General features: G+C 45.5%; 15 protein-coding genes. 1 reads left to right on the top strand and 14 read right to left on the bottom strand.

All coding sequences use genetic code 11. The features are described from left to right. Positions 1-29: 29 nt before the first annotated feature. The 14 genes from DW096_RS09610 to DW096_RS09545 all read right to left on the bottom strand — a co-directional run bounded on the left by DW096_RS09610 (position 30) and on the right by DW096_RS09545 (position 20806). A complete protein-coding gene (locus DW096_RS09610) occupies positions 30-746 on the bottom strand; it encodes a hypothetical protein (RefSeq protein ID WP_118930993.1) in 717 nt (238 codons plus the stop codon). 24 nt (positions 747-770) lie between these two features. Beyond that, the gene (locus tag DW096_RS09605; RefSeq protein ID WP_005823796.1) at positions 771-1982 is read right to left on the bottom strand and encodes a porin; all 1212 of its coding nucleotides are present in this window, start codon (positions 1980-1982) and stop codon (positions 771-773) included. Positions 1983-2011: 29 nt separating this feature from the next. After that, positions 2012-3445, bottom strand: coding sequence for a di-heme oxidoredictase family protein (locus tag DW096_RS09600; protein ID WP_034523352.1), 1434 nt, complete (start codon positions 3443-3445; stop codon positions 2012-2014). Positions 3446-3554: 109 nt separating this feature from the next. Next, positions 3555-4706 carry an imelysin family protein gene (locus tag DW096_RS09595; RefSeq protein ID WP_117962651.1) on the bottom strand — a complete coding sequence of 384 codons (1152 nt, stop codon included), beginning with the start codon at positions 4704-4706 and terminating at the stop codon, positions 3555-3557. A 29-nt stretch (positions 4707-4735) separates the two neighbouring features. Beyond that, positions 4736-6118, bottom strand: a complete 1383-nt coding sequence (locus DW096_RS09590) for a hypothetical protein (RefSeq protein ID WP_117962649.1) — start codon at positions 6116-6118, stop codon at positions 4736-4738. A gap of 179 nt (positions 6119-6297) precedes the next feature. Then, a complete protein-coding gene (locus DW096_RS09585; RefSeq protein WP_009037112.1) occupies positions 6298-6756 on the bottom strand; it encodes a hypothetical protein in 459 nt (152 codons plus the stop codon). Positions 6757-6781: 25 nt separating this feature from the next. Then, positions 6782-6991 carry a hypothetical protein gene (locus tag DW096_RS09580; protein ID WP_005835322.1) on the bottom strand — a complete coding sequence of 70 codons (210 nt, stop codon included), beginning with the start codon at positions 6989-6991 and terminating at the stop codon, positions 6782-6784. A 66-nt stretch (positions 6992-7057) separates the two neighbouring features. Beyond that, positions 7058-8416 (bottom strand): alpha/beta fold hydrolase, encoded by a 1359-nt coding sequence (locus DW096_RS09575; protein WP_117962647.1) that lies wholly within the window; start codon positions 8414-8416, stop codon positions 7058-7060. A gap of 12 nt (positions 8417-8428) precedes the next feature. Beyond that, positions 8429-9385 (bottom strand): SPFH domain-containing protein, encoded by a 957-nt coding sequence (locus DW096_RS09570; protein WP_005835316.1) that lies wholly within the window; start codon positions 9383-9385, stop codon positions 8429-8431. Between the two features lie 197 nt (positions 9386-9582). After that, the gene (xyl3A, locus tag DW096_RS09565; RefSeq protein WP_117962699.1) at positions 9583-12177 is read right to left on the bottom strand and encodes a xylan 1,4-beta-xylosidase; all 2595 of its coding nucleotides are present in this window, start codon (positions 12175-12177) and stop codon (positions 9583-9585) included. Between the two features lie 157 nt (positions 12178-12334). After that, the gene (locus DW096_RS09560) at positions 12335-14590 is read right to left on the bottom strand and encodes a glycoside hydrolase family 3 C-terminal domain-containing protein (RefSeq protein ID WP_117962645.1); all 2256 of its coding nucleotides are present in this window, start codon (positions 14588-14590) and stop codon (positions 12335-12337) included. Positions 14591-14611: 21 nt separating this feature from the next. Then, a complete protein-coding gene (locus DW096_RS09555) occupies positions 14612-15862 on the bottom strand; it encodes a hypothetical protein (RefSeq protein WP_117866237.1) in 1251 nt (416 codons plus the stop codon). 30 nt (positions 15863-15892) lie between these two features. After that, positions 15893-17572, bottom strand: a complete 1680-nt coding sequence (locus DW096_RS09550) for a SusD/RagB family nutrient-binding outer membrane lipoprotein (RefSeq protein WP_117866236.1) — start codon at positions 17570-17572, stop codon at positions 15893-15895. A 48-nt stretch (positions 17573-17620) separates the two neighbouring features. Further along, on the bottom strand, positions 17621-20806 hold the full coding sequence (locus DW096_RS09545) for a SusC/RagA family TonB-linked outer membrane protein (protein ID WP_117866235.1): 3186 nt from the start codon (positions 20804-20806) through the stop codon (positions 17621-17623). Between the two features lie 233 nt (positions 20807-21039). On the opposite strand from DW096_RS09545, the gene DW096_RS09540 reads away from it, so the two are divergent. Continuing rightward, positions 21040-24981: an ATP-binding protein gene (locus DW096_RS09540; protein ID WP_098032540.1), complete on the top strand. Its 3942-nt coding sequence runs from the start codon at positions 21040-21042 to the stop codon at positions 24979-24981. Positions 24982-25009: the final 28 nt, after the last annotated feature.

Genomic DNA, 25009 nt, shown 5'->3' with positions numbered 1-25009 from the left:
ACCGGTATTACCAGTAAGGCCCATCATTATTACGGCTGTGCACCATCGTCAATCCAGTTGCCAATCAAAGACTGCATATCAGATGAGGTTATCATCTGAGAATGGTCTATACGCCAATCCGAGCTGATGTCCGTACCCAATATGAGATGCAAGACACTTTCTGACGCATTGCCGGGCATAACCCTCATTTTACCGTCCACCGTCGTTGAAGCCCGGTTGACCAGATCAGCATGGCTATGTCCTTCCAGCAGATTCAAGCCACCACCCGGAGTGGCGCTAAGACCATGGCAAGCCGTACAAGTGGCATTGAATATTTTTTGTTGAATGGCATTGTACATACTTGCATCAACTGTTCCTGCATCCATAAGTATAGTATCAGCGATTTCAGTACATTCCATTGCCACCAAACTGACAATGCGCTTTCTCAACTTATTGATTACACATAGCTCGACAGTTGTCACCTCATCCGTTATGCCGGACATTGTCAACTGGATTTCATCATTATCCGATTCGGATACCGGAACAACCTTTGAAACAATGGCATAATCGCTTTCATCATCAAATCCTGCCACTACCACACTATAGTCGCCCGACCACTTATCCACACCACTAATCCGGCCTGTCATCTTCACTGTGCGTCCTTCACCCGTGGCCACTACGGCATTCTCATAAATTCTCCCCTCATCGCATGCATGCAGACCTATAAGAAGCACGGGCAGAAAAAAGAAAAGAATGTATTTTTTCATAGACGAATCCTTTCCTGACTTCATTTAGAATGTATATTGAAGCATCACCGTGGCAGAGTGAGTGGCCAGACCTAAATTATCATTATCACGGTCGAGCTGCGTGTCGTGTCCCCAACGGGCTACATACTGATACATTGCCTGCAATTTCAAGTTGCATCCTCTGAAAAAGTAATTCATACCTACAGCAGGCATATTCAGGAAACCGTCGTCATCCGTACCGTTACGATTGAAGATATCGTAGCGTGCGGCAAGCTGTAGGCGGGGAGCGACAAAGTAACCACCTTGCACATAACCGCCTAAAAAGCTATACGATTCATTTATCTTTTGCCGTTTGGTGAAACCTACATTCATATAATAAGCTTCAGCCGCCAGATAGAGCTTGTTCTTCAACATGGCAAATTCCAACCCCACACGGGTATCATTGGTACTCTCATTTTCACTCTCCACATTGATAGAACCCGAAAGACCGAATAATATCTTATCCTCGTTCAAACGGTTAGGATTACCTTGTGTGGAAGGCATCACCCCCTTGGGCATATAAGTCAGACGTCCGGCATACAGCAATGAAGGGATATGCCAGTCATCACTCATCGTCTTTGAAGCTGTATTCACGGAAGCTCCGGTTCCATTGAACAAGCCGACTTCATAACCGAACTTATCTGCCACCAGACCGTGAATTTCAACACCCAGGTCAAATCCCGTACCGATATTAGGCGTCACGGCATTCAACGAATAAGGCAAAATTACAGAAGACGTCAGAGAAACCGGCAACTGGGGAAGCAGTGTTTCGCCAAGAGTTGTCAGATAGGCATGCGAGAATGGAGTCTTGAACTTTCCGACACGAATCGCAAATTGTTTTTTCAGCTGTACATCAAACCACGCCTGCTGTAACAGCGCTCCTCCACTTGCAGCAGCATTGATGGACAGATTGAAAGCTACTTTTCCAAAAGCCTTGCCAGTAAAGCCAAGTACGGCATAAGGAATGGAAAAACCCGAATTGGCAATATTATCTTGGTTATAAGCCTTATCCAAGCCTTCATCATCATACCAATTGAAATTAGCACTCGTTTGTACCAACAGATAAGGCTTGAAAACAAAGTCACCTTTCTTTGTTTCAATGGTAAAACCTTCTCTTCCGGCCAATGACACTACACCATTCTCCGTATCTTCCTCATGTTGCGCCATAGCGGTCAAAGGCAAAACAGCCAGCATGGCGACATATAAAAATTTCTTCATAATTACTTTTTATATAAAGCTTATTAGTTCTAAAGTGAATTTAAAAATGCAATCAGGGCATCACGGTCATCCTTGCTCATGTTCTTAAAGAGATTTTTCGATGCTTCTCCCTCTCCCCCATGCCACATTATGGCTTCAACAAGATTGCGGGCACGGCCATCGTGCAAGAAGTAGGTATGTCCGTTTACCTTTTCCTGAAGCCCGATACCCCAAAGCGGAGTAGTGCGCCATTCATTGCCACGCGCCAACCCACTTACATAGTTATCATTCAGACCGACTCCCATAATTTCGGAGCCCATATCATGCAGCAAAAAATCCGAATAGGGGTGAATTGTCTGACTTCCCAACCATGGCAAACGGGTACCGTTCAACAGCACGGAGCCCCGAGGCTTGGTATGCAACGTGGTGACATGGCAAAGATGGCACTTGGCTTTATAGAAATTCTGTTCTCCCCTTATCACCTGCGGGTCATTCACATTACGCCGTGCAGGAACACCAAGACTCTGCATATACAAGTCAACATCTTCCATATCTTCTGTAGAAACATCCAACTGGGCATAAGAAAGCCCCATCATGCTGCCTTGATTCACCTGGGCCTGCCCCTCGCATATCTCTTCCGGATAGCGGCTATTGGTAACACCCATATCACTTGAAAAACCAAGTTCAACAGTCAAATCCGCATGTTGAGCCTTATTTCCCGACAGCCCCAAGCTTCTCACACCACGTTCGGTAATGTAATTGCAACGGCCACTTATACCATACTCCGGATAATTACTTTTTGCAGCAAGCGCTTCAATCTCCGTAGGTTCCAAAGCCATCATTTGCCCCATACCGACATGTCTCAACGGGATACGCACCGTACAGAACATATCTTCAGGCTTTATACTGTCAGCATACCATTCGGATATGGAATAAGCCGGTCTGCAAAGTTCATACTTCTCTCCGTCGGGAAAGGTAAAAGTCTCATAAGTATACTCCACAGAAAGCTTTCCCTCCGGTTTCACTCCATAAATGGCCTGGTCATGGAGAACACGGCCATAATCCTGAAAAAACGCACCATTCTTGCGGCTTATATAAACCAGCATCGAGGAAAACCCGTAACTACCCGATCCGCCTTCACTCCACAGCGTCGGTTTGGTACGGCCGGCATTACGATGACAACTGCCACAAGAATACCCCGCATAGACCGGGCCAAGCCCCCCTCCCATGCCATTGCTACTCGTACGCACATCATCGTAAAGCCCGTCACCATCATTAAAGCGACTGTTGTAAACACCCGACACCCAATCTGCCGGTGAATCATAGGCCTTGGATGAATTCATGAAGATTGTGGACGTTCCGGCAGACAGAGCGTATCCTTCAGGAATCTCTATATCCAACACGTCAATCCCATCATCATCACAAGCAGTCAAACCTGCCGACAAACAAAGGAGAAGACATGAATATCTCATTAAATGATTCATCATCTTTATCTACTTTTTAATAATGGCATATCCAAACATGCCAAAGAAGTAAAGGCAGGATTCTCCAAATCCCCCCCTTTACTTCTTGAGTATTGTTTATAAATAATTCTTATTTAACTGTACGAGGCTTGCCATCCTTGAAAAGCAGGAATTCTAAAGTATGGAATCCGCGTACATTTTGGGCAGATTCAACTTTTGCATCATCATCACCCTCGCTCCATTCCAAATCGCCCCATTTCTGGGAATTCAGAATCTGGACAATGGCGTTCTGGTCCAAAGGCCAACTATCCATATTCGGGTCAAGCCCCAGCTCATCCACCGGCCCAAATAGGAACGCCTCACTTTCCTCCCAAGGTTCACGGGCTGTTATCCAAGCATTGCATGCCGTCTCAAAAGCACTGTTAGAGGGATTGTTGGCAAGAGCCACCACAGCGTCATACAGCGTACTATTCTTCTCCTTCAAATCCTTATAGGTAGGCAAAACCACAACATTGACATAATTTTCAACAATCGGGTCAAGTGCTTCATTGCTGTTAATGGTGCTATTGTCCCTGATATAAGGTTTCAACTCCTTATCCAATGCACTTTCCAGTTCTTCACAAGCCTTGATAGCAGCTACCGTTTCCTGACTGTTGATATTATTACGGAAAGGTTGGGGAATAGCCTGAATAGCCGATGCTGCCGTAGTGATAGCTGCCGACACTTTCGTATCCAACTCCGCATTGGCTCCAGCCACCAATTTTGAAATAGACTTGTCGCTCACCTTACCGTCCAAAGAGCCGTAATAGGCATTGCGGATTGAGTAAATATTATTGGTATAATCATCACGGGAATGCCAGCTATACCATGACTCAACAGCATAGAGGGCCTCTGTAACATTGTTTGCCATATATTTATTATATGGATCACCAATCTTCGTCTCACCTACCTCATTGGAGATTTCAACACAACCGTCGATAACCTGCTCTATACAGTTCCAGGCACTTGAAAAGTTATAGGCACCATTATGAGCTTTGAAGGAAGTTGCAAAACTTGCCCCACCCTTATAACTCGTATTCCAAGAATCATAAAGATTGGTGGCATCTGTCTTCAACAAAGCCGCCACATTTCTCATGTAGTTGTGCCAACTTGCCGCATTCTCCGAATTATACTCAATGTCAGCAGGATTAACTGTACTGTTGTCATCATCATCGCTACAAGCAGTAGCCGTAAATGCCAGCCCTAATACCAAAGCTGTCGCATAAAAGAAATTTTTCTTCATCTGTATAAAATTAATTGATTACTATTCATCTACTTCTTGACAAACCAACCGATATAGGCAATACCGATCGAAAACTCATTTTCACTATTATACTTGCCAGTTCCAAAAACCTTGTTTGTTCCGATTTGGCGGGTGGTGTAATCAGCCTTTACCACCAGATTAGGCAAGGCATACCAATTCAATCCAGCAGTCCACATGCTTACTTGACAACGTTTCTCCATTATCTGGCTAGCCTCTCCCTTTTCTTGCGGATTGTAATATTCATAACGTGCAAAGGGGTAGATAACCGGAACTTTCTTGTTTCCTTTGAAGAAAGCGCTGATATTCAAACCGGCCTCGGCTGCATAACTGACTACATTCTTTGCAATGGGGGTTATACGGCTGTAAGGAGATTTATTCGACAATTTGGTATTTGCCTCACTAAGCTTCGCTGAATTGCCCAAATTTCCGTATACCATATTGGCACGGGCAATCACATATTTATTACGGTATTGGGCATCTGCCGTGTAGATTCTTACCGGAATCTTACCGGTAGACGAATAAGTATCCGCTTTGTCAGAATTGGAACCGGCATCAGCGCAGTAATAAAACGAAGCGCCTATACGCAACCCCGGAACCCCCTTGTAGTCCAGACGAGCCACATAGCCCGGTGAAGTAAAGTTGTCTTCTTCAAAGATGCCTTGTTTGCCACTTGCTATCCAGGTGTTACGGTCAAAACCATTGGCATTCAGACCGGCCACTATCATGGCTTGATAATCAAAGCTGGCATATCCTTTTCCAAAAGAACCAAAAAACTCGAGTCCGTTTTCATGCCACGTAGAAGGAAGGATGGTTGTCTCTCCTTCCGGCCGATAAGTTCCAAAGAAATTGATTGGTTCATGATGGGCGTTGGTCAATCCTACCGGGACAATGACGTGACCGGCACGTATGTTGAATTGTGGAACAATTAAACGGGTAATGTGGAATTGCTCGATAGCCACTTCGCCACCCTTTTCCACCTCCGTTTCATACTCACCGTTTTCCATATTCTCAAGTTCATAAGCAGTACCCGTACCACCGGATTCAAACTCGATTTCAGCACCGAGTATCCATTTGGAATTGAACTTGTAATCCAGAGCCAACACGAAACGGGGTATAGAAATTGTATTCCTATGTTTGTCTGGATTGCCTTCAGGCGCACCATAGAAACGGTTAATACCATAATCCTTAAAACTTGCAACCATTTCTCCGTATCCACCGAAACGGAATTTCTTGTAGTTGTCGCCATCATTCGCTACTTTTTCCTTTTTCTCTTTGTCCGTTGAAATTTCCGTACTCTCTGCTGCAGAAGTAACTTTTTCAGGTTCAGCAGCCTGCAAAGCATTGGCAGAAAGCAGAAAACATAAAACGAATAAGCCTGTTAATTTTCTCATCTTTTATCTTAAATTTTATTGGGGCAAAGGTAGAGGTAGTTAAAAAGGAGAACAATACCTAAAAATTACGAAAAGAAGAGAAAGAGTAACCATTAGTAGGTAATGGCAGATTTATAACAACAAATAAAGATGAGAAAGGAGGGTAAGTGGTAAAAAGGACTATTAAACAGACTGTAAGGCTACTTATATTTAAACGCCAGTATATAGTATCCTATAAATGCCACCCCCAACAAAACAAACGAGACAAGGAGCAGGAGTTTGCCGAATGCATAATACAAGCCCCAAACACTGCCCAAAAGCACTAATAACAGAATGATGTTCATCACCCGGGTAAGGCGTATGGCAAACAAATATTGAACAGCCGCATTGCGCTCGGTGACCCGAATAGGGAAATTGATGAAACGGACGGGAAGATACGCCAATCCCCCCATCAAAAGGAAACAGAAAATGGAACAGCCACCCATCACCCAGACGGCGGGCAGCAGGGCACCTTCTCTTTGGGTATACAGCCAGTAAATGCTAATCCACGTAACGAGCACGATAAGCAGGGCCGTACCTTCCAGAATACGGTCAATCACAGTGGGTTGAAAACGGACATTAGGGCAATTCTTGCCGGAATAAGGACCAAGATTAATCATACTATCTGCGATTTAGAATCTGTTATTACGAATCCTCCTCTGCTTTCTCTTCAGACGGAGGAGGATTCTTGGACTTCTTCATCCGCCCACTCTTCCGCAATGCTTCAGCGATAATCCACTGAAGCTGTCCATTGGTACTACGGAACTCGTCGGCTGCCCATTTTTCAATGGCATCCATCGTTGCAGCATCCACACGGAGGACAAAGCTTTTGGTTGAAGTTTCTTTTTTAGCCACTATTTATTTACTATTTAACAATTTACGATTTACGATTGAAGTTACTTTGATATAACCAAGTACCAATCAAAGAGTATTCTGCTTGCCCCGCACGAAGGAGGCAATGTCATCCATAACATATGCTGGGACGGGCGAAGCATGGCTATACTCAAACGGAGTCGCCTTGCCGCTGCCTTCCTGCAACAAGTGATTCAATTTCGGATAAGATTTGAAATATGCATTCTTGCAGCGCAACAAACCGGAACGCCATAAACCGAAGTCTTCCATAGTCACCTGATAATCTCTCTCCCCTTGAAGAACAAATATAGGCAGCTTTAGTTTAGCGGCAACTTCCACCGGTTTGTAAGCATTGGCAAACAGCCAATATGAGCGGGGCTGCCCCAATGGCAAGGAAATCGTTTCATCAAACTCTTCCGTACCAAGCTTTTTGACATTAGCCAACTGTTGTTTCAGCTCATCAAGTTGAACCTTTACATTGACTGAAGAATCCGTCAAAGAAGAGGTATAATAAAACTGTTCCTCAAGAGCATCTTCAAGCGATCTTGCCAGTCCGGCAAGGATAATGATACCTGCCAAACCTTTCGAACGCCCGGCAATACGGGGAGCCAATGTACCTCCCAGGCTGTGCCCCAACACATACACACTGTCAGGAGCCAGCTCGGGCAAAGCCCTTACCTGCTCCACTATGGCAACGGCATCGTCCACGGCCTCAGTATCATAATCGAGTTCGCGACCGGCAGGAACGCAAGCCGCACCATATGCCTTTGTCCGTTTTTCATAGCGGACGACAGCAATGCCGCGTTTCGCCAATCCCCAGGCAAGGTCACGGAAAGGCTTGTTGGGACCTATCGTCTCGTCACGGTCGTGAGGACCGGAACCATGTACCAAAATAACACAAGGAACCCTGCATGCATCCGGACCGACTGCCCACTTGGGCAAAGTCAACGTTCCGGGAAGCTTGTAGCCGTCGGCTCCCAGCGTAATATCCCTTTCATCCATTTTTGTCTTATCATAGGCTACCGGTTGGGCAGTGCTAACAGCAGGTGCAGGGACCAGCCGGATTGTATTCAGTGCCCCGTCAGCATCAAAAGCCACCAGAAAACGGAGATTATAACGTTCAAATTCCACATCGGAATAATAGATAGTAATTCCCTGGGCAGAATCGGTCTTCCATTCTCCTTTTGATATGGATTTACCAAACATTTTCTCTGCTTGCCGGAAAGAATCATTGAAGAGTGCCGGAGCTAGTTTCTTCTGCAACTCCCGGTTCAATGCCGCATGGATACTGTCACCTTGCCCTGCCACAAACAATTCATAAATGTGCTGCGCGCGCGCAGTATTCGCATCTTGTGCAAAGCCCCCATATACATTGCCCAGCAAGAGCAGTATAAGAGCCCATCGTCCTATAACCCCCATCTCTTTCATCCGTATCCTTTATCAATGGTTCAACGTTCCCGTATTGACTACCGGTTGTGCAGCCTCATCCGCACAAAGCACAACCAACAGATTGCTGACCATTGCCGCTTTCTTGTCTTCGTCCAGTTCAACAATTTCTTCTTCAGAAAGTTTATGGAGCGCCATTTTTACCATAGAGACTGCCCCTTCCACAATCTTCTCGCGTGCCGTAATGATGGCGGATGCTTGCTGGCGACGCAGCATCACAGCAGCAATTTCGGGTGCATACGCCAGATAGTTGATGCGGGCTTCCACCACTTCCATACCCGCCATGGCCAGACGCTCGTTCAACTTCTGTTCCAACTGCTCATTGATTTCCTCGCCACCGGAGCGAAGCGTCAGTTCCTCCGTATCAGCCTCATTATCATCATAGGCATACTGACCGGCAACTTGACGAAGGGCGGCATCACTCTGTATCTTCACAAAGTTCTCGAACGCATTCATACGGTTGGCCACCGCATTACCAAGGCTCACCTGGTTGGCATTGCCTGCTGTGGGAGTGGATGCAGCCATCGTCTGCGAGTCAATCTCAAACATGGCTTTATAAGTATCTTTCAACTTCCACACCAATACCAATCCTATAAGTATGGGATTGCCAATCTTATCATTCACCTTTATCGGCTCCACATCCAGATTGCGTGCACGAAGCGAAAGCTTCTTCTTATTAAGAAAAGGGTTTACCCAGAAAAAGCCGGTCTCCTTGAACGTCCCTTTATATTTGCCAAAGAACACCATGGCACGCGCCTCGTTCGGCTCCAGCTCCATATAGCCGGCAAACAGAATGAACCATACCAAACACAAACACACCGAAAGGATCAAGGTAGGCACAGAAATGAGAAATCCAAAGATTATCACCGCCGTAAGCACTACCAAATGAAGGAACAAGGCCAGAAAGCCATTCATCTTGAAACCACTGAAACCACACTCTTTTGTTTCCATATTCTATAAATTTAATTGATATCATAATGATATCACAAATATATCAATTAAAATTAGAGAAGTACAAAGAAACAAGGGAGTTAACATATAGTATTAAGGATTATTAAGAACATGTATTCCCAGTATATAAAAATTCCGCTTGAGGGTCATAACTCACCCTCAAGCGGAAAACTTTTTTTGACTCTGTCAGTGATGTATCAAGGCTGAATGACAAAAGACCGGCGCAGCAAATCAGCAGTTTGCGAGCTACCGCCCACCATCAGTTCATAACTGCCTTCGGAAACGCACATGGTATTGCTTTGCGGATTCCACCACACCAACTCTTTATCACCCAAATCAAACTCTACATCGACCGTCTTTCCTGCCGGGATATGTACCCGCTTGAAAGCACGCAATGCCTTGCTCGGTCCTTCTACATCATCGTTTTTCTTCAAATAGACCTGCACAACCTCTTCACCGTCACATTTGCCGGTATTGGTTACGGGGACACTCAATCTCAATTTCTCACCGGACTTTATATTATCCGAACCAAGCACCACAGCACCATAGCTGAAAGAGGTATAGCTCAATCCATGACCGAAGGGGAAAAGCGGTTCCTGGGTCATGTAACGGTAAGTCCGGCCGGTCATATTATAATCCTCAAAATCAGGAAGCTGTGACACATTACGGTAGAAGGTTACCGGCAAGCGTCCTGCCGGATTGTAATCACCGAACAAGACTTCGGCTACAGCCGTACCACCTGCCTGACCGGGGTACCATGCCTGCAAGATAGCTCCACACCTCCCGGCTTCCGGCTCCAAGCCGATAGGAGAACCTGAACAGTTCACCAACACCACCTTTTTACCGGCACGGTGCAAAGCGGCAATCAGTTCCCGCTGGACAGCAGGCAACTCTATATCAGTACGGTCGCCTCCTCTGAATCCGGGAAGCTCAACACCCATCTCCTCGCCTTCGAGGTTCGGAGAGACTCCTCCCACAAAGACCACGACATCAGCATCCTTTACACGCTCCACAGATTTCCTCACATCCACTTCATTCTTAAATCCAAGGTCAAAGTTCAGCTGTGCATCGCTACGGAAATATTCAAAATCCAATTCAACGTCATACGTTTTTCCTGCTTGTACCTGCAAAGTATAAGCACTCTTCTGCCCACCGTGCTGATTGGAGAATCCTCTCACTTCCTCCCCATTTATCCGCAATCTCCCTGAGCCATAAGCATAGATGTCAAAGACCACCTCTCCCGACTGGTCGGGAGTGAATACGCTGTTGTAGGTAGCCGAGAAGTCGGTAAGGTTCACACCCGGAGCAAAAACCGTGGCACCGGATGTACAGAAATGGAAAGGAGTGGTCACTTGGGCAGTAGTGACTGGCTCACCGTCACGAGTCACGTTATTCCAGTAGCGTGCACTGAATCCGGGTTTCCCGTCGGCAGTCTTGCAACGGTTGAAGACGCTCTGTATCTGAGCTCTCTCCACCCATCCGCAGCCTTGTTCATAAATAAGCCGGTCATCAGTCCCCAAGGCTTTTCTAATTCCGTCCAGAATGGTGACTGTGTGCGGAGGCATACCGTTATAATTTCCCCACTGCATCACAGAATCATTGGCGTTCGGACCCATCACGGCTACAGTCAGCCCTCCACGCTTCAACGGCAAGGTATTATCCTTGTTCATAAGCAGTGTCATTGACTTGCGAGCCATGTCGAGCGCCAGAGAGTCGTGTCCGGCAGAAGCCACCACAGAAAAAGGAATGCCGGTCCAGGACACCTTCTCCGGCTCGTCCATTTCACCCAAGGCAAAGCGAGCCGTCAAAAGGCGCTTGACTGCTACATCCACTGCCTTTTCATCAATCTTTCCCTGCTTCACCGCTTCTACCAGGGCCTCGTAACTCGAACCGCATTCCAAGTCAGTCCCACTCAGCACCGCAGCCGCCGAAGCGGACTCTGCATCAGGATGCGTCTTATGACCATAATCTCTGTAAAAATCGGCAATAGCTCCACAGTCCGAAAGGACAATACCGTCAAATCCCCACTCATCGCGCAAAATCTGCATCAGCAGGCGGTCGCTACCGCAACAAGGATCGCCCTCAAAACGGTTGTAGGCACACATCACCTCCTTCACTTTTCCTTCTTTCACCAAAGCTTCGAAAGGAGGAAGATAAGTTTCATACAAATCACGGGGCTTGATATTTTCCGCATTAAACTCATGGCGGTTCCATTCCGGACCGGAGTGTACGGCAAAGTGCTTGGCACAAGCATGCAGCTTGTCATATTTTCCATCGTTCGTACCCTGCAAACCTTTTACAACCATCACACCCATACGGCTGGTCAGATAAGGGTCTTCCCCATAAGTCTCTATACCCCTTCCCCAGCGGGGGTCGCGATAGATATTCACTGTAGGCGTCCACATCGTCAATCCTTGATAGCGTTCATGGCTTTCCTGGGATGTATAGTAGGCATTCTTGGCACGGGCCTCATCAGAAACAGCAGTAAATACCTCGTATACAGTCTCCGGCGAGAAGGATGCCGCCATACCAATCGGTTGGGGAAACACTGTGGCCAGCCCGGCACGCGCCACTCCATGCAACGCTTCATTCCACCAGTTATAGGGCTTGATGCCCAGACGTTCCACTGGTTTGGAGCTGTCCATCATCAAGGACACCTTCTCTTCGAGCGTCAGTTCCTTCAGCAAAAGTCCGGCACGCTCTTCTGCCGGCAGAGATGCATTCTTGTAAGTAGCCTGTCCACATCCCGACAATAGGAAGAATGGCAAAAGGCAAAGAAGTTTCTGTTTCATCATGGTTTTATATTAGCAATTATCTATCCAAATATACAAAGATAATGGATATTGATTAAATTTCAAGCTTCAAAAGAATGATTCATTATGCAACGTACTGCCTAAAAGGCAGTACGTTTTCTTCACATATATGTTTAATTGCCATTGAATTATTACGTCAATCACATATATATTTAAAGGAGTGCATGCAACGAATATCTGCAGATGAAGTCCCGACATACACATTGAACACTCCCGATTCAGCTACCCATCGATGGCTTGCCTCATCAAAAAACTTCAAATCATCAGGAGTGATAACAAATTCCACTTGAACAGTTTCATCAGGTTCGACCTCTACTTTTGTAAAATGCTTCAACTCTTTCAATGGACGGATAACGCTACACACCGGATCTCCAAGATAAAGTTGTACCACTTCTTTACCAATCCTCGTACCCGTATTAGTCAAGGGTACTGTCACCTTGATACTTCCTTTTTCATCCATCGTCTTCGATGACAGCCGAGACTTGCCGTATTTGAAAGAAGTATAACTCAATCCATGGCCAAAACTAAAAAGAGCCGGAATCTTCTTTGTATCGTGCCAACGATAACCTACTAAAATATCATCTTTATACTCTTCTTTAGGGTTGACACCGACATTGCGCTGATAATCCGTCAAAGACACATCTTCCTTGCCAGTATCGATACCCGGATAAGCCCCTTCACCAAAAGAGTGCGCCGAACAATCGCTTAACTTCACCGGGAAAGAATAAGGCAGTTTACCCGATGGATTCACTTTACCACTGATAACATCTGCAATCGACGCTCCTCCCATGGTCCCCAAATAAGAAATATGCAGGATTGCAGGCACTTTCTTCAACCACGGCATAGCATAAGCATTGCCACTGATATTGGCTATCACAAGATTTGGATTGACAGCAACAAGCTCTTCTATCAATTCATTTTGAGAAAAAGGTAAATTATACGACTTACGGTCAGTAGATTCACAATCCTGAAAAGCATTTTTATTCAAACCTCCCACATAGATAACAACATCTGCCTGCCGTGCCTTTGCCACAGCCTCAACACGCAAAGAGTCTATCACCGTCTGTTGCATTTCCTCCTCATATCCAAAAAAGGGACGGCCACATGCATAACCCTGGGTGTATTCTATCTTATCACCATATAGGGCACGCAGTGCATCAAGTGGAGAAATCATATCTTTTGGTTTCAATTCCGACGAACCGCCACCATCCGTAAGTCTACGGACAGCATTGTCACCAACCACCAATATCCGATTATACTTATCAGCTTGTAATGGAAGAATGCCATTGTTCCGCAACAGTACGATGGACTCGTCACCTATTACTTTAGCCACATCATAATGTTCTTTGGTACAGAGTGAGCCATACGGCTTATTCTGATTCAATGAAGTCCGGAAAATCAGACGCAGTATATTTCTCGCTTTCGCATCCACTGACGCCATCGGCAATTCCCCCTTCTTCAACATCTCCAGATAGGGGTCTGCCAAATAATAGAGATTATACCCCAAGCTATTATCCGAAGTCAAACCGTTGGTATAAGACCCCATTTCAATGTCAAGACCATTAAGAGCAGCCTCTTTGGTGTCGTGAGCTCCTCCCCAATCCGTAATGACACAACCGTCAAAACCCCATTCATCACGTAGAATATCATTGAGCAGACGGGCATTATGGCAACAATGCTGGCCACGATACTTGTTATAAGCTCCCATGACGCTCCATGCCCCCCCTTCCACTATTGCCTGCTTGAAAGCAGGCAAATAGATTTCGTAAAGAGCACGGTCACTCACTTCAACGTCAACGGTACCACGCCACAGCTCCTGGTTGTTCAATGCAAAATGCTTCACACAAGCAGCAACACCGTTCTTTTGCAATTCCTTGACATAAGGAACCGCCATCACACCGGCAAGATAAGGGTCTTCACCCATATACTCAAAGTTACGCCCATTAAGGGGAGTACGGTAGATATTGACACCGGGACCTAACAATACGTCTTTCTTACGATAACGTGCCTCCTCGCCAATAGCCTTGCCATAGCGTGCAGCCATATCCGGATTCCAAGTGGCGGCAAGAGCCGTAAGAGCAGGAAAAGCCGTAATAGAGTCGTTGGTCCAACCCGCATAATTCCAAGTATTCCATTCAAACTCATGGCGAACTCCATGAGGTCCATCACTCATCCACAACTCTGGAATACCCAAACGGGGCACCCCTGCCGATGAGAACTTGCTCTGCGCATGGCAAAGTGCCACCTTTTCTTCAAGTGTCATACGGCTTAACGCATCCTCAACGCGCACTTCGATAGGCATATCAGGATTTTGATATATGGGTATCTGTGCACTAAGATTTGTGGCAGATGCAGCAAACAGCAGAAAAAATCGTAAAATGTAAGTATGCATTTTTTCACTCTTTATTAGAAATTATTGAACTGTTACCAAGTCAACATAGTAACCGTGTCCCACACAAAGGAATCCGGCCTCAGCATTTATCTTGTCAATAACCTCTTGGGTGATAATCAGTTCGTAAACACCATCTTCACTGAATTCTATCTTATCCATCAGCCCTGTCCACCAACCGGTAGCAAGTTGCATCTGATGATATTCTGCTGTAGGCTCTATCGAATAATACACCCGCAAAATAGTTCCCGGCTTAAGGGCAGTCATCACTTCTTGAGGAATTAGGTTGAACGATTTGTTCGGATCACCGTCCGCTTTGTCCCAAGACACATAATGATGGCCTTCCCATAGGGCTTTCTCAGAAGAGATAGTAACTTTCTGTTCTGTAGTAACTTCACCATTGGCATAGAACTGTATACTCTCACCAGTCTTGGTCTTACCAGTCACTGTATATTCCCCTTCTGCCAGTTCCGGGCAAATCAGCGTGAGAGAAGTGGTAGTTTGCTCTGCAAATTCCACTACCTCCACATCAGCTACCGCAACCGAGGCAACAGCATCAAGATTAATACCGGTCATTATCCATGCCGTACCAACGGTAGCACGGTTGGCTCCCATTGTAATCATAGCCCCTTTAGTCACTTTCACTTTATTGGCGCCATATTCATTTCCTTCGGCATCGATAAAAATAGCCCGGTAGTCTCCCTCCGACAAGCCGGCAGGCACAGTATATTCCACATAATTGCCATCTTCCGACTCCACATAAGTAATATCCGTGGCAGCCATCCCACCAATAAGAATGCTTTCCACTTTATCCAGGTTATCGCCGTAAAGACAAGCTTTATTACCGGGAGCCACAATACGTTCGAATGCCACTTCAGTGGCACTGGGGTCATCCGCTAAAGGATTTACCTGGATAAGCCCCTCACGGTAAGTGGATTTCCCAACAGTGGTGGTAGCTGTTATTTTAAGGTGATAAGTTCCTGCCATAAATTCCTTTTCTATTTCAGTACCGGTAGCCACTTCTTCTCCATCCACAAACCAGGTTACGGTAGTATAGTCCGCGGGAGTCACCGTGAGTTTCATCGAAAATTTGCCGTCACGACTGAAATTGGCAAATGTGGCCAGATTTCCATTGACCCGGTCCGGAAAGGTAGGGTCGAGTATACGAGGCTCATCATTGGGCGTAGCCGTAGAGAACGGCTCTTCGTCGCTGCAGCTTGTCAAGAAGGCGTTGAATGCCAATATGGCAAACAGCATAACATATATCTTTTTCATATTGATAGTTAATTTGATGTTGAACAGAAATTATTGAACATTATTTTTATCCCACCACACAGGGGTATTCCAGCTATTATTACCTCCCATACGCTCCAGCGCTTCCTCATAGTTTTTCTTATTGTATGAAGATTCCAGCACAGGATAGCACAGACGGACCGGGATAGCTGCCCCCCCAGTAAGAACCTGGCTGAAGCCATACTCTGCAGGAGACTTTAGCTGTGGGTAGTTGGAACGGCGCAAATTAGCCCAACACTCCAACGGATTGGTGAAATGCAGAATCCATGCCTGCGTATTGATAGATGCCTTTTTCTGCTCTACCGTGTAACCAATGATGTTATTGACCATATAGTTGTCGAACTCTTCATCAGTTATTTTATCACATCCGTAATTGTCCGTCAAGAAGTCCATAGCCGCACGTACACCTTTTCTATAATGCTCTTCTACGGAGCCAGCCACATTCCATCCTTTCAGAGCAGCTTCTGCCAGCAGGAAGTCCACTTCGGCCGAGGTTATAACCACTCCCGGGTTTTCGCCCTCAAGAAAGTTACTTGCCAACTTGGGTTCCGTTTCTGTATCCATGGAAATCTTTTCAATGGCAGGATTGCTTTCCTGCAATTCTTTTATAAGGTCGCTCTCGTACGCTTCGGGCCAAGGTTCATAGAAGAATGCACCTGGATCGCGCGGATGCGCCATATTTTTAGCCAATACCTCTTCAGTGATATCAATGCGGCCTTCGGTACTGGTTGTGCTCATTATCTGGTCAAAGTAGAACCGTATGATAGCAAGGAAACGAGGGTCACCAGTATTGAACAGCTGATTATAAAAAGTAGAGCAGATAAAACTGGGGTTATTGCGAGGGTCGTTACCATACAGACGTTGTGACAAAGCGTTGCGACGATAGTCGGAATAGCTTTCGCCACCAAAGTCAAAAGCAATATCCAAATAAGGAATCAGTGCGTCATCAGCACCAGAGACAATGATACCACCATCTGCAGCCAAAGCTTTTTCAAACTCTTCCTGGGCCTTCTGTGGGTTGGCATCCGAGATACGCATAGCATAACGCAGGCGGAGTGAATTGGCAAACTTCTTCCATTTGTTTATATCACCGTTATAAATGACATCTCCGGTGATGCGGTCCTTGGTACCATCAAAAGCTGTTACGGCAGCGTCGAGTTCCGCAAAAAAGTCATTGTATATCTCTTCTTGCGTGTCATATCTAGGCGTGAACTTACCATCAATAAAGCCTTTTCCCGCTTCAAAGTAAGGTACATCACCATAAATATCAGTAAGATGAGACATGAGATAGACACGATAGATGCGGACAGCCGCATTGATGTTCACCTTCTCGTCATCATCCGTAGTGCGTGCCTGCGCATCGGTAAGGTCCTTGATATTTTTCAAATAGTAGTTCTGCCAGATATGCCCCATCTCGTTAAGGTCAAGTGTATGGCGGCCACCATAATTCGTAGTATTCCAGCAGCCCATCAGTTGCTGATTAAAGGCATAAATGTAGCTACGGTAAGTTTCACTCACCTCCAGGTCACCATAAGTATGGAGTTGGGCAGTCGTGAGCTGTGCGTTGGGGTCAATGGTTGCAGCCTTTGAGGGATCGGTATTCATGTTCTCCATGTACTCATCGCTGCAAGAAGCAAAAGACAAAGTACATGCTGCCAACGCCATTGTGATATATGATTTATAGTGTCTCATTGTATATATCTTTTTTAATAATGTATTGGATAAATTGTATGGGGTCTCTTAGAATTTTACATTAATATTGAAGCCGTAGCTCTTGCGTGAAGGCAGTGAACCATACTCCATACCCATACCGGTGGTATTGTTGTAGTTGGAGTCCGGGTCAATGTTTGGAATATTTTTCCAGACAATGAACGGATTACGGGCTACAAACGATACTGTCAGTCCGTCTATTACATTCTTCAACCAGGTTTTAGGTAAGGTGTAGCTCAGCGTGATTTCGCGGCACTTTACATAAGAGTTATCATAGATGAACATAGAAGGCGCATTGCGGCAAACATTCATCCAGTACTTTTCTGGATTAATTATAATGTCGTTTTCACGATAGGTGCCGTCACCATTGTCAATCACACCCGGAGCAATGAAACCACCGGTCGGTATCCAGTCAGGAGAATCCTTGGCATAGCCTGCTGCCTGACGAGCCTCTTCGGACTTATACCATGCTTCGCGGCCTTCCAAAGTGGCCATGCTCTTGCCTGTTTCATGCGCGGCCCGAGCTGACATAGAATAAAGGTCAGCACCTACCTTCACATCAAACACGGCAGAAAGTGAAATATTCTTGTAGGAGAAGTTGGTATAAACACCGCCGGTCCAGTCCCAAGATGCATTTCCCAGCACATGGTTGCTCTTGTCGTACATAGGCAATCCGGTTGAGGGATCGATAAGAATATCACCATTTTCGTTACGCTGGAAGTCGGGACCTACGATAGAGCCGAAATTCTCACCTACCTTGGCAGCCACTTGTACGTCAAGCCATGTAGCCTTTTCCAGTTCAAACATATCCATGTCGTCCACCAGTTTCTTCACCTTATTACTATTCTTCGAGAAGTTGAAATTCAAATCCCAAGAGAAGTCTTTCGTTTGAATCGGACGAGTGTTCAAAGCTATTTCCACACCTTTATTCTCAATTTCACCCGCATTAATCAAACGATAGCCGTAGCCGGAAGTCGAGGAGCTGGCCATACCCATAATCTGATTCTTGCTAAGCTGGCTGTAATAAGTGAAGTCCAAGCCGATACGGTTCTTCAAGAATTTCAGTTCCAGACCCATTTCGAATGAATTGGTCTTGGTAGGTTTCAAATCCTTATTGGGGATAGTACCGTTACTGATATAACCAATAGTATAACCGGGATAAGCAAACTTAGACTTGGTATACACCAATCCGAGCTGATATGGATCGGTATCACTACCAACTTGCGCCCATGACATACGCACTTTACCATAAGGAAGTTTGTCACCCAACTTCAGCAACTCGGAGAATACAAAGCTACCGGAGAAAGAAGGATAGATATACATGTTATTACTGATGGGTAATGTGGAAGACTGGTCGCCACGAAGGGTTGCATCAAAGTAAAGCATGTGCTTCCAACCCAAGTTAACGGCACCATAAATAGAGTTAATCTGCTTACGATAACTGTAAGGCTCTACACTTACTTCATTGAAGCTCATCAAAGCCACCACATCGCGAATCTTCATGTCCTTGGCAGTAGTGACTATAGTCTGGTTATTCACTTTGTACAAGTTACCTCCCAATGTCGCATTAAAGTCGAAATTCCCCCAAGAGTTATTATAGAGGGCCAGAAGCTCGAAGTTATACATGCGATTACGGAAATTATTATTCTGCAAGTAACCGGATTCATATCCCGGCGTGGTAGGAGCCTTGTAGTCTTCAAAAGTAAACCAATTAAGCTCAGCTCCTGCTGTTCCTTGTACCTTCAGGTGTTGAGTGATGTTCCAGACAACCTTACCATTGAAACGGAATTGGTCTTTCTTAGAGCTGTTTGAGTTCTTGTAAACATCCCAATAAGGATTCACATTATAAGGGTCCATACCATTCCAGTTGGCATATTCACCACTGGCATCCTGATAAGACTTGAGCCATGCCTGGTCATAAGTGGTGGCCAAAGTCATTAAATTCTTTCCAATATTCGATTTGCTGTCTCCCAATGCAGGACGATTTTTCACATCTTCACGGGTATAGTTAACACTGAAATCCAAGTCAAACTTCCCGGCACTGGTATTGGCGCGCAAATTGAAGATGTCCCTGCTCATGTGAGTCTTTGGCACAATATCCTTATTGCGCATATCAGTATAGGTGAAACGAATACCGGTCTTGCCATTATTCACCCCGATGATAGCACTGTTAGTTGCAGTAAAGCCTGTGCGGAAGAACTGGGAAGTATTGTCAGGAACTATCAGGTAAGGACGTTCCACACCATCAAAATACTTAAGCATATTGGTACCGTCAGCTTTGGCACCCCAGCTCATGTTCGTATTAGACACCGCGTTAATGGGATAAGTTCCGTTGGCACCCATACCGTAGACCTGCTGAACATCATCCCATTTAGCCAACTGAGTATCAAAAGTCAGCGTTCCGTTGTATTCCACGCTAACCTTATCCTTATTGGCCTTTTTGGTCGTGATAAGAATCACACCGTGGCTGGCACGACTACCATAAAGAGCCGAGGCAGCAGGTCCTTTCAGCACCGACATGCTTTCAATGTCATCAGGATTGACACTGGAAATACCGTCACCAAGGTCAAAACCGCCGTAAGTACCGGCACTACCAAAATTGGTATTATCCAAAGGTACACCGTCTATCACATACAAAGGCTGATTATTACCAGTCATCTCTGTACTACCACGTAATATCACACGGGAAGAACCGGAAGCTCCACCTGCAGTCTGGGTCACTACCAAACCTGGAACACGGCCCGCCATTGAATTGATGACATTCGTTTCTTTGGCCTTGGTCAACGCTTCACCCTGCACTTCAGCCACACCATATCCCAGAGCCTTACGCTCGCGCTTAATACCTAAAGCAGTTACGACCACTTCACTCAGCATCTTGCTGTCTTCTTCAAGTACAATGTTCAATGGAGCATTACCAGCCTTTACTTCTTGCTGTTTGTATCCTACAAAACTGATGATTAATGTTGCTCCAGGTTTAACATTCAGACTGAATTTACCATCCAGGTCAGTAACTACACCATTGCTGGTTCCTTTTTCAACAACAGAGGCTCCTATCACCGGACCAAACTCATCATTCACAATACCTGTTACTTTGTTGCTTTGCTGTTCTATTGCAAAATTTTCAAATGAAGCAGCCCTCACTTGCGAAAAACCTCCCCACAAACAGAGAGTAAGTGTGCCGCAGAGTAACGTGTTTTTACATTTCTTTACTTTCATAATATTAATAATAAAATTTGTAAACCAGATTCTCGGTTAGGCCGCAAAGTTCATTAAAGTATCCATTCATCAGGTTTGAATCCCCACATATCAGGTTTGAATTCTTGCATTTTATCACAAGGCACTGATTTTCAATACAAATACTTTCAACAATTCGAACTTATTGGATTATTGTTTTGAACATTCACAGAGTTAATGTACTTTTGTACTCGTTAACCAACATTGCATAGCAAATGTATATCTGCACTAAACAAACTCTACAGACTCTGGTCTTGCTTTTCTTCATGCTGTTCTCAATCACAGCCCATGCAGACAAGCATATCCAGCGTTTTTCCAGCCTACAATTTGGTACAGAAGAGGGGTTGAACAGCCTACGGGTCTTTTCCATCGCAACAGACAAGTCAGGAGCTATATGGATGGGCACACTTGATGGAATCAACCGTTTCAACGGGCGCTCGATGAAAAGCTATAAATTAGGGACCAACCAAAGGTTTTCCGATGCCTCAGGAAGTACTACCATGTTAACCATAAGCCCCAACAATTCACTTTATGCTTATAATAACGTAGGACGGATTTACAGATATAACCTGCTTACCGATCAATTTGAGCTCTACCTTGATTTAGCCGAACATATTTATATGGGCCTGGTTCTCCATTACCTTTTTATTGACTCTCAGGAACAGTTGTGGATAGGGCTCAATAGCGGTCTCTACTGTTGTCTATTAGGTGAAACGCCCCAACTTATTGATTCCGACTGCCATGTGACCTATATCACAGAATTACCTCAAAGTATGGCCATAGGTACCACATGTGACTTACGTATCTATTCCAAGGATAGGAATTTATTACAAAAACTCTGCCCGGACACCTATGTACAAAGTCTCCTACCACTTCCAAACAAGGAGATATTATTAATAGGTACTTTCAACTGTGGAGTGAAAAGTATCAGTCTCAGTTCATGGCAAGAGCAGCCTGTCAAAAACGGTTCTCTCCCTCACACTCCTATCCGTTCCATGATAGAAATGACACCGTCCACCGTTTTATTGGGTTTTGATGGAGATGGAGTGTACACCTACAACTTATCCAGCGGCGAAGCGGAGCCACTCTTCACGCGCACCAACCGGATGCTTACTGCCATGGGAGTGTATTCCCTATGCCGAGATTGCGAAGACAATATATGGATAGGGACTTATACCGGCGGGGCATTTCTCATGATGCCCGAGGAAACCAGTACAACTTTACTGAGACATCGCAAAGGAGAAGAACCATCCTTAGCCGATGACAATGTAAATGCATTCTGCGAACAAAGCAACGGTGAATTGTGGATTGCCACCGATAATGGTATCAGCATATACAATCCCCCAAATAACCGATGCAGGCAGATACTTCCAGGCAATGTGGTATTAAGTATCTCCATCGATTCCCAGGATATCATCGCTGCAGGCACTTATGGCAATGGAGTCTTTCTTCTCAACAGCCAGGGAGAAATTTTACATCATTACTTAAGCACCAACAGCAGTTTGCCTTCCGACTACCTCTCTACAGTACAGTTTGATACAGACAGAGATTTATGGATAGGGACAATGGACAACCAGTTGTTGCAACTGGAGCACCCTACCCGGCAGTGGAAATCGTACAACGTAATTAAAGCACGTTGCATAGCACAAAAGGATGCACATACCATTGCTGTAGGCACAGTGGACGGGCTGGTACTGATAAACAAACAAACTGGGAAACAGGCACATATATTTAAGAGCACCGACAACAAAGGGGAGGATTTCAATGCTTTCATTCAATCCATAGCATTTATAGACGATGAACAAGCATGGCTGGGAAGTGATGGCGGAGGCCTTTATTTGTGCAATCTGCAAACTCTTGAAAAAAGGGCTTTCTCTACCGAGCAACGTCTGCCCTCCAATCGTGTAAGTGCCTTGCTCATCGACCACAGCAAGATGTTATGGATAACTACCGACCACGGACTGGCCTGCCTTCCCCCACAGCCGTCCATGCAGATATACAACCAAAACTTTGAGCATGTGATGTCGAGATTCTACAACCGTTCCGCCGCTATCCTATTGGCAGATGGACGTGTAGCACTGGGAAGCACCACCGGAGTACTGATTTTCAAACCCCACATTTCACTCACTTCCTATCAGGCCCCGTCTTTACAGCTCACCAACTTCCGGATAGACAATATAGACAGCAGAGAATCCACAGACATGCGTCCAGAGCTCATGCAAATGCTGGCAGATAGCACCATCACTTTATCATACCGACACAATTCATTCACAATAGGATTTGAATCAGTAAGTTTCCGTTATCAGGAAGACATTGCATACGAATACATGCTTGAAGGGTTTGACCGTGACTGGAACAAGTTGGAAAACAATGAGCAACTGCGCTACACGAATGTATCACCAGGCAAATACCAACTTTGCATACGGTCATACAGCCTCAACAGCGGGCTTATATTAAGCAACCGGACAACAAGCATCACCATCTGCCAGCCATGGTGGAACACTTGGTGGGCTTGGCTATTATATACCATAACCCTATGCGGTATTATAGGAGTGATTATCAAAAGCAAACAGCAACAGTTGGTGCGCCACTATATGAACGAAAAGATTGCCTTCTTCGTAAGCATAGCCCACGACATCCGTACCCCACTTACGCTTGTCAAAGCTCCTTTGGACGAATTGCGTCAGGATTCCACACTTCATGCAGACGCCATCCGGTCTATAGGGCTGGCACATTCCAATCTCAACAAGCTACTGGACATATTATCACAGCTACTTGATTTTGAACGAATAGACCATTCCAGTATGAACCCCAAAATGGAGGCTGTGCCACTAAAACAGAATATCGACAACCTCTTCACTATCTTTCAACCGCTCTGCCAGCAGCAACAGAAAACATTGCAGGCAAGCAGCATTAACTGCCAGTTGGGGGTGTGGGCCGACAGTAAATTACTGGACCGGATACTTACCAACCTTCTATCCAACGCTCTTAAATACACTCCTGCTGGAGGGAAAATCAGCATCGACGTGAAAGCCGAAGCTGACAAAGTACAGATTATCGTCAGCGATACAGGTATCGGCATCTCCCCCAAAGAACAAAAGAAACTGTTTACAAGTTTTTTCCGTGCCAGCAATGCCATCAGTTCCGGCACTCCGGGCATCGGCTTGGGACTATTACAAGCCAAGCGGTTTGCCACTTTACTGAAAGGGGACATCAAAGTCAACTCCATCGTAAACCAAGGTTCGGAGTTCATGCTCATACTCAACAAGGCTGCAGTCACAGCCTCTGCCGTGCCCACTACCACTCCAATCACGAAAGATTTCACTACCACCGAAAACACCACACTTTGTGACTCGGACAAGGATACATTGCTCATTGTAGAAGACAATGATGAACTCCGCCTCTATATGCGCCGTATATTTGAACCGGTTTACCGGGTCATAGACAAATCCAATGCGCAAGAAGCGCTGGAATATATGGAAACGCAATATCCCAGTTTAGTGTTATCTGATATAATGATGCCCGGTATGCCGGGTGACGAAATGTGCCACCGTATAAAAAGCACTCCTGCCACTTCAGGTATACCGGTCATACTACTTACCGCCAAGACCTTCAGGACATCCATCATAGAAGGATTGCAGAAAGGAGCCGATGACTACATAGCCAAACCTTTCGACATAGATATACTGAAAGCCAAAATTCAGGCACAAATAGAGAATCGCAGACGCCTGCGGCAATACTATACGCAAATTGCTCTGCAACATACCCTTTCAACAGACAAGACCATCAAGGAAATGCCTGTACAATCTGCCGTGCCCAATAATGCGGACAGTGCCTTTGTGGAAAAAGCAACCCAAATCGTGAAAGATAACATAAGCGATTTTGAATTCGACATTGACCGGCTCTGCCGGCACATGGCTATGTGCCGGACTCTCTTCCACGAACGGCTGAAAGCTCTTACCGGGCATACCCCGCAAGACTTCATCCGTATTATCCGCCTTGAGCAAGCTGCCGCCCTACTGCAACAAGGAATACCGGTGACCGATGTTTCCATACAAACGGGATTTGTAAACTCCAAATATTTCAGCACCTTATTCAAGAAATATTTCGGTGTCCAACCCAGCCGATACACCGGGCAAAGAATGAATATAGGCTGATTTGTAGGATTTCAAACCTCTATATGCA

The sequence above is a fragment of the Bacteroides sp. AM07-18 genome (genome assembly GCF_003602695.1).
In the GTDB taxonomy this organism is placed as follows: domain Bacteria; phylum Bacteroidota; class Bacteroidia; order Bacteroidales; family Bacteroidaceae; genus Bacteroides; species Bacteroides uniformis.
Note: the sequence above shows the minus strand (reverse complement) of the source record. Positions and strands in the feature narration are given on the sequence as shown.